Here is a 7,980-nt window from a genome sequence, read left to right as displayed (position 1 = left end):
GGCTGGCAGGATTCGAACCCACGACCCCTTGGTTCGTAGCCAAGTACTCTATCCAACTGAGCTACAGCCGCACGCGAAGACGGCATTCTAGCGCAGTGAGAGAAAAATGCAAGCCCCTTCTTGCCCGCCCGCCCTGGCTACCAGCGATAGCGCGCGCCCAGCGTGCCCCCAGGATTGCGCCCGGCTTTCAGCTTGACCCAGAGCTTGACGCCCCCGTTCGTGCTGCCGTGCGCGCCAAGGTTGACGGAAAGCAGCCCACGCAACATGTCGGGATCGATGCGGGTGCCATTGATATTGATCACCTGCTTGCGGTCCTGCCAAAGATCCGCCTCGACGAAGGGGTAGACCCCGCCGACGCCGGTCAGCCGGGTTGGCTGCGTCCGGTAGACCCGCACCACCACCTCCGCGGCGCTTGCGTCCGCCGGCTGTCCGGAGAGAAAACCGGTTGCGTTCTTATCGAGGCCGGGCTGATAGGCGAGTTGCAAGCGCGGCTGTATCGTCAGGCCGCCGCTGCGAGGCAATACGGTATCCAGCGCGAGCGCCATGCTTTGCATCCGGCCGCCAACAAACCCGGTGGCCGAAGTGGCATCGTCCAGCCGCAGGAAGAACTCGGCGTGTCGCGGCCGGCTGACGGGTTCGGCATAAACCGGATCGCGCAAGGCCGCCGAAAGCCCGGGGGCATCGTTGTCCGCGCTGGGCGGAGCCGATGCAGTTGAAGTACTGCCGCCCCAGGAGGACCACTTGCCGATCGACGCGACCAGCGGTGCCTGCACATCGCCACCGCTGGCCGGCGCCACCGGCGACTGGGATTCGCTGGCAAGTTGCGCAACTGAATCGGGTTCGAGCTGATCCCAGCCGAGGCCAGCGTTGCTGCCGGAGGGACGCTCTTCGGCCTGCGCCAGGGAGGCCACCAACATAGCAAGGATCGAGCAGCAACAAAGCCGGCAAGGATGGGGATGGGCAGCGTATGTGCAAAGCCTGGTCCCTGCAGTGCCTGCACCACCCTGCGTCGCGCTCGCAGATGACACACTCCTGGCCATGACTGCAACCCCTGGCTGAAATGAACCATGTCGACTCTGCTTTTGAGCATAGGTCAAACAAGGCGCAAGCGTTAGGGGCTGGGCGCGCCTTGCGTGCGGCGCCGTACAGGGCTGCCTGGCGAGCGGCCGGCACGTTCCGCCCGCTCGCCACATCGCTATGCAAACCGGGGGCGCTCCGCTAGGATCGCGGCTGGCCGCCGGGACGCAGGACGAAAGCCCGGCGAGCCTGCCGTAGCAGCGCAGCACAAGAAGAAGCGAAACAACGGAACAGCGGAAGATCCTGATGACCAACGACCCCATTGACAGGCCTGGCAATCCTGGCGAGCCCGATGCTTCAAAAATGAAACAGAACGGCGCCGCCGGCAAATTGCCGATCGCCCCGGTGCACAACGTCCTGCGCGAGACCCGCGAACTGCTGGGCAGCAGCGGCGAGCTCGAAGCCGGGCGCGGCATGATCACCGCCATCCTTGCGCTGGCCCTGGGCGGGCTGAGCCTGCTGGGCGTGATTGCCTTCCATTTCCCGCAATACTTGACCACGCCCGAGCTACGCCACAAGTATTCGGTCGACGTGTTGCGTCACGTGCTGTTTGCCGCGCTGCTGGTGTCCGGCGGCATGTCGCTGAGCAACCTGGTGCTGGGCCGCAAGCGCAGCCTGAACGCCGCGGCATTCGCACTGGTAGCGCTGGCGGTGGCGCTGGGCGGCTCACGCGTAGCCGTGGGCGACTTCCCGGACCACACGCCGTACATCGGCCTGGACTGGTTCATCCTCGACCTGCTCGGCTCGACGCTGATCTTCGTAGTAATCGAAAAGATGTTCCCGCTCTATCGCGGGCAGGCCGTATTCCGGCGCGAATGGCAGACCGACCTGGTGCACTTCGCGGTCAACCACTTCATCGTTGGCCTGATCCTGTTGACGGTCAACTTCCTGATCTTCCGCTTGTTCGGCTGGCTGGTGCGCGACAGCGTGCACGCGTTCGTGGGTGGCATTCCCTTCGTGCTGCAACTGCTGCTGTGCATACTCGCGGCCGACCTGGCGCAGTACTGGACCCACCGCGCGTATCACGAGGTGCCCTTCCTGTGGAAATTCCACGCCGTGCACCACAGCACCAAGACCATGGACTGGCTCGCAGGCTCGCGCCAGCACATGCTGGAACTGGTGTTCACGCGCGTGCTGGTGCTGGCGCCGCTCTACGTGCTGGGCTTCAACAAGGGCGTCATCGACGCGTACATCATCATCGTCGGCTTCCAGGCGGTGTTCAACCACGCCAATGTCCACCTGCCGTGGGGCCCGCTGCGCTACCTGGTGGTCACGCCGGATTTCCATCACTGGCACCATGCGTCGGATGACGAGGCGATCGACAAGAACTACTCGGCGCACTATGCCTTTCTCGACTACCTGTTTGGCACCGCGGTGAAATCCGGCAAGCGTTTCCCCGAAAAATACGGCGTAGTCGGCGACTACATGCCGGACGGCTTCGTGCGCCAGCAGCTATTCCCCTTCCGACCGATGCCACCAGCACGCAAGGACGACGAGGCATAAGACGGTTCGGCATGCTGGCATCGACGTACGCCCACCCGGGCTCGAAGCCCCGCAGGTCGGCGATGTTTTATGCCGGCCGCCGTCCCATCGCGGATGGGGGCGAGACCAAGTGGCGTGCGTGGAGTGCGAAGAATAGGCCGCCATGGGCGGCGGCGCCCTGAAATGTGCCGGATGCCGCCTGGCTAGCAACCGCATGAAAGCGCGGCACAAAAGAAAAAGGCCGCTGCATAAGCAACGGCCTTTTTCATCGAGTCTTGGTGCCCAGAAGAGGACTCGAACCTCCACAGTGTTGCCACCGCTAGGACCTGAACCTAGTGCGTCTACCAATTTCGCCATCTGGGCTTCGTTTTGCTGCTTTGCCGCAGCGCCGCGAAGAACGACATTATGCAGAACACGGAATCTGCTGTCAACTCCTGCCCTGAAATTTCTTTGGAGGCCGCGATCAAGGCTGAAAACAGACGTGCCCAGGCCTGCCATCCAGGTGCAAGGTGGCCGTGGCGGGACGCGTGCTCGCCACCACCTTGCCGGCCCGCAACACCAGCAGGCGGGTGGCGCGCAGCCGGATCGCCTCGACCGCATCGCGTGCCTGCAGCAGCACCAGGTCGGCCCGGCAGCCCGGCGTGATGCCATAGCCTTCCAGGCCGAGGATGCGCGCCGGCGTTTCGGTGACGGCAGCAAAGCACGCGCGCATGGCGTCCTGCCCGGTCATCTGGGCCACGTGAAGCCCCATATGCGCCACCTCCAGCATGTCGCCCGAGCCCAGGCTGTACCACGGGTCCATCACGCAATCGTGGCCGAACGCCACCGGCACGCCGGCGGCCAGCAGCTCCGGCACACGGGTCATGCCTCGCCGCTTCGGATAGCTATCGTGCCGGCCCTGCAGTGTGATGTTGATCAGCGGGTTGGCGATGGCCGCCACGCCCGACTCCCGAATCAGCGGGATCAGCTTGGAGACGTAGTAGTTGTCCATCGAATGCATCGAGGTCAGGTGCGAGCCCGTCACCCTGCCCTGCAAGCCAAGGCGCACGGCCTGGCAGGCCAGCGTCTCGATATGACGGGACATCGGATCGTCGCTCTCGTCGCAGTGCATGTCCACCCGCAAGCCCCGCTCGCAGGCCAGCTCGCACAGGATGCGCACGGACTCGGCGCCATCAGCCATGGTTCGCTCGAAATGCGGGATGCCGCCCACCACGTCCACGCCCATGCCGAGCGCCCGCTTGAGATTGTCGAGCGCGCCCGGCGCGCGCAGCACGCCGTCCTGCGGAAAGGCCACCAGTTGCAGGTCAAGGTAAGGCCGGACCTTCTCGCGCACATGCAGCAGCGCCTCGGTGGCAAGCAGGCGCGGGTCGCACACATCGACGTGCGAACGGATCGCCAGCAGGCCCTTGGCCACCGCCCAGTCGCAATAGGCCAGCGCGCGCTCGACGATGGCGTCCTGCGTCAGCAGCGGCTTGAGCTCGCCCCATAGCGCGATGCCTTCGAGCAACGTGCCGGACTGGTTGATGCGCGGCAAGCCGTAGGACAGCGTCGAGTCCATGTGGAAATGCGCATCGACAAAAGGCGGCGTCACCAGTTGCCCCGCAGCATCGACCTCGGCAGCGGCAGGCGCCTTGAGCGCCGGTTCCACCGCCTTGATGCGATCGCCCAGGATGCCGATGTCGATGCCGGCGCGGCCATCGGGGAGCGTGCAGTTGCGTAGGATCAGGTCGAGCATGGTGCGGGCCTTGTCATTATGATTGCTTGCCTGGAATCAGCGTTCACCCTTGCGATAGGGCTTCATCAGCGCCTGTGGGTAGGCGGCGCGGCGCGCCACCAGCACCAGCGCGAGGATCGACAGCATATACGGCAACATCAAGTAAAGCTGGTAAGGCAGCGGCGGCAAGCCGGGCAGGCTGGCGCCGCTTTGCTGCAGGCGCAGCTGCAGCGCGTCGAAGGCGGCGAACAGCAAGGCGCCGGCCAGCGCGCGGCCCGGCCGCCACGAAGCAAACACCACCAGCGCCACGCAGATCCAGCCCCGGCCGTTGATCATGTTAAAGAAGAATGCGTTGAACGCGGATAGCGTGAGGAACGCGCCGCCCACGGCCATCAGGGCGGAGCCCGCCATGATCGCACCGATACGCATCGCGCCTACGCGAATCCCCTGCCCCTGCGCCGCGGCGGGATTCTCGCCGACCATGCGTACGGCCAGCCCGAGCGGCGTCCGGTAGAGCAGCCAGGCCACCACCGGCACCAGCCCCAGCGCCAGCAGCGTCAATGCGGTCTCCTCGCCAAACACTGGGCTCAACATACCGCCGATCAGCGGAATGCCGCCGATCCAGTGCATCGGGGCAAAGGGCATGATGGTGGGCGGCGCGGACACCGAGGCAAAGCCGAGCCGGTAGGCATAGTAGGACAGGCTGGTGGCCAGCATGGTCACGCCCAGCCCAGCCACATGCTGGGACAGCGCCAGACTCACGGTCAGCCAGCCATGCAGCAGCCCGAAGGCCAGCCCGACACCGGCTGCCACCGCCACCCCGCCCCATAGCGGCGCACCGTGATAGACGGCCAGCCAGCCACCGAAAGCGCCAGCCACCATGATGCCCTCGATGCCAAGGTTGAGTACGCCGGCACGCTCACACAGCAGCACGCCCAGCGTGCCGAAGATCAGCGGCGTAGCCACGCGCAGTACCGCGATCCAGAAGGGCGCCGAGGCCACGATATCGAGCAGTTCCATCAGGCCACCTTACCCGGGGCATCGAAGCGGATGCGGTAGCGTGTCAGCATGGTCGCCACCAGCATCGCGAGCAGCGCCACCGCCACGATCACGTCGGCAATGCTGTTGGGCACGCCCACCGCGCGGCTCATGCCATCCGCCCCCACCAACACCCCGGCCACGAACACCGACGCCGCCACCACGCCAAGCGGATGCAGCCCCGCCAGCATGGCGATAACCACGCCCGCATAGCCATAGCCGGGAGAAATATCGAGCGTGAGGTAGCTGGTGCGCCCGGCCACCTCCACCACGCCCGCCAGCCCCGCAAGCCCGCCGGACAACAACGCGGCCCACATCGTCACCCTGCGCACCGGCATGCCGGCGAAGGCCGCGGCCCGTGCATTTGCGCCTACCGCCCGCATCTGCAGGCCAAACACCGTGAAGCGGTTGACCGCCCACAGAATCACGGCCAGCGCGCAAGCCAGCAACAAACCGCTGTGCACGCGCGAGCGTTCCACCAGCTTGGCCAGCTCAAGCTCCGGCACCAGCGCCACCGATTGCGGCCAGCCCATCGCGGTGGCGTCTTTCATCGGGCCATCGAGCATCATCGAGACAAACAGCAGCACGATGAAATTGGCCAGCAGGGTCGTGACCACCTCATCCACACCGAGCCGGGTCTTGAGCCACGCAGCCCCAAGCAACAACATGGCGCCGGCCAGCATGCCCGCCACCACCATCAGGACAAAGAGCAAGCCCATGGGCAGTTGCTGCGCCCAGGGCGCAACCGCGCCATCGACCTGACCGCCAACCGCCACGGCGGCCAGCGCACCGAGATAGAGTTGCCCTTCCGCACCGATATTGAACAGCCGCGCACGAAAGGCCACCGCCACCGACAAACCGGTCAGGATCAGCGGCGTGGCGCGCGTGAGCGTTTCCGACCACGCAAAACGCGAGCCGAAGCCGCCTTCCAGCAGCAGCGCATAGGCACGTCCCACCGGTGCGCCGGCCCAGCGCACCAGCAAGGCGCAGATCAGCAGCGTGGCAAGGATGGCGACGATGGGCGCCGCCAGCATGGCCACGCGCGAAACGCCGGTTCGGGCCTCAAGCCGCATGGAGCACCTCCTCTTTGCCCGCTTGCGCGTGCTGGCCACCGCCCGAGCCGGCCATGGCCAGGCCGAGCTCGCCCAGCGTCCACGCCGCCGTAGGCCGGGCTTCGGTCAGGTGTCCGGCATGCATCACAGCGATGCGATCGGCCAGCGCGTGCAGCTCATCCAGGTCCTCCGAGATCAGCAGTACGGCAGCGCCTTCGCGCGCAGCCTCGAGCAGGCGGGCGCGCACATAGGCCACCGCGCCGATATCGAGTCCCCAGGTTGGCTGGCTGGCCACCACCAGCCTTGGCGCGCTGCCTTCGCCGCGCACCGAGAGCGCCCGGCCCAGGATCAGCTTTTGCATATTGCCGCCCGACATGGTTCGCGCCGGCACATCGATGCCGGCGGTGCGCACATCGAAACGCGCGACTAGGTCCCGCGCGAAGCGCTGCGCGGCGGCGCGCCGGATGACACCCCAGCGCGAAAAGCGCGGCTCGCTGAGTTGTTCACTAACGGCGTTCTCCCACACGGCAAGATCGCCCACCACGCCGATCGCATGGCGATCCTCCGGCACGCGTGCCACGCCAGCCCCAATCCATGCGCGGGGCTTTGCGGGCATCGGCTTGCCTGCCAAGGTGACACGCCCCTCACTAGCCTCCAGCGTACCGCTGGCCAGCTCCGCCAATGCGGCCTGTCCGTTGCCTGAGACACCGGCAATGCCGACGATCTCGCCGGCACGCACCTGCAGGCTGACCTCGCGCAGCAGCGCGCGCCCGTTGGCAGCGCGCGCGCCTACGTGCTCCAGCGCGAACACGGGTGGCGCCGCGTTGCCATTGGCGCCATCCTCGACACTCGGCCGCGCCGCGCGTTCCGGCATCGCTACCACGCGGCCGACCATCAACTCCGCCAGTTCAGCCTTGGTGGTCTGCGCCGCTGCGCACTGCGCGACCAGCTTGCCGCCACGCAGTACCGCGATGCGGTCGGAAACACGCAGCACCTCGTCAAGCTTGTGGCTGATAAAAATCACTGACAATCCTTCGGCGATCAGTTGCGCCAGCGTGGAGAACAGCGTCTCGGCCTCGTGCGGCGTCAAGACGGCAGTCGGCTCATCGAGAATCAGCACGCGGGCGCCGCGATACAGCGCCTTCACGATCTCCACGCGCTGGCGCTCTCCCACCGACAGCTCACCGACCCTTGCCTGGGGGCGCACCGCCAGGCCGAAGCGCACAGCCAGGGCCATCACCTTGTCGCGCGCGGCGCGCCGCTCCAGGCGCCATTGCCACAGCGGCTGGGTGCCGAGCATGATGTTGTCCAGCACCGAGAGATTGTCGGCTAGCGTGAAATGCTGGTGCACCATGCCGATGCCGGCTGCCAGCGCCGCGCGCGGCTGGCCGGGCGGCAACGGCTGGCCGTCCACCTCCACCGTGCCGGCGTCGGCCACGTAGTGCCCGAACAGTATGCTGACCAGCGTGCTCTTGCCGGCGCCGTTCTCGCCCAGCAAGGCCAGCACCTCCCCGCGCTGCAACTCCAGCGAGATATCGTCGTTGGCCACAAGCGGGCCGAATCGCTTGGTAATGCCGGCAAGGCGCAGGATAGGGGTGGGCATGGATGGCTGATGAT

General features: G+C 66.3%; 6 protein-coding genes and 1 tRNA gene. 1 reads left to right on the top strand and 6 read right to left on the bottom strand.

All coding sequences use genetic code 11. The annotated features are described in order from the left end of the window. Positions 1–137 precede the first annotated feature (137 nt). On the bottom strand, positions 138–917 hold the full coding sequence (locus AC1RQC_RS14000) for a hypothetical protein (RefSeq protein ID WP_492883701.1): 780 nt from the start codon (positions 915–917) through the stop codon (positions 138–140). Positions 918–1,491: 574 nt separating this feature from the next. On the opposite strand from AC1RQC_RS14000, the gene AC1RQC_RS13995 reads away from it, so the two are divergent. Beyond that, a complete protein-coding gene (locus AC1RQC_RS13995) occupies positions 1,492–2,580 on the top strand; it encodes a sterol desaturase family protein (protein WP_492374716.1) in 1,089 nt (362 codons plus the stop codon). A 255-nt stretch (positions 2,581–2,835) separates the two neighbouring features. Here the strand turns inward: AC1RQC_RS13995 and AC1RQC_RS13990 are convergent. The 5 genes from AC1RQC_RS13990 to AC1RQC_RS13970 form a co-directional block, all read right to left on the bottom strand. Next, positions 2,836–2,922, bottom strand: a tRNA-Leu gene (locus tag AC1RQC_RS13990). Between the two features lie 100 nt (positions 2,923–3,022). Further along, positions 3,023–4,294, bottom strand: a complete 1,272-nt coding sequence (locus AC1RQC_RS13985; RefSeq protein ID WP_492374711.1) for an amidohydrolase family protein — start codon at positions 4,292–4,294, stop codon at positions 3,023–3,025. Between the two features lie 36 nt (positions 4,295–4,330). Further along, on the bottom strand, positions 4,331–5,296 hold the full coding sequence (locus tag AC1RQC_RS13980) for an ABC transporter permease (RefSeq protein WP_492374715.1): 966 nt from the start codon (positions 5,294–5,296) through the stop codon (positions 4,331–4,333). Continuing rightward, entirely contained in the window at positions 5,293–6,384 is a 1,092-nt protein-coding gene (locus AC1RQC_RS13975; protein WP_492810554.1) for an ABC transporter permease, read from the bottom strand. Before AC1RQC_RS13975 ends, AC1RQC_RS13980 begins: the two co-directional genes overlap by 4 nt. Then, the gene (locus tag AC1RQC_RS13970; RefSeq protein WP_492883699.1) at positions 6,374–7,966 is read right to left on the bottom strand and encodes an ABC transporter ATP-binding protein; all 1,593 of its coding nucleotides are present in this window, start codon (positions 7,964–7,966) and stop codon (positions 6,374–6,376) included. The genes AC1RQC_RS13975 and AC1RQC_RS13970 overlap by 11 nt, the downstream gene beginning before the upstream one ends. Positions 7,967–7,980 lie beyond the last annotated feature (14 nt).

The organism is Cupriavidus sp. GW822-FHT03E04 (assembly GCF_058801495.1).
The sequence above is the reverse complement of the archived record's forward strand: the minus strand, read 5'-3'. Positions and strand labels throughout refer to the sequence as shown.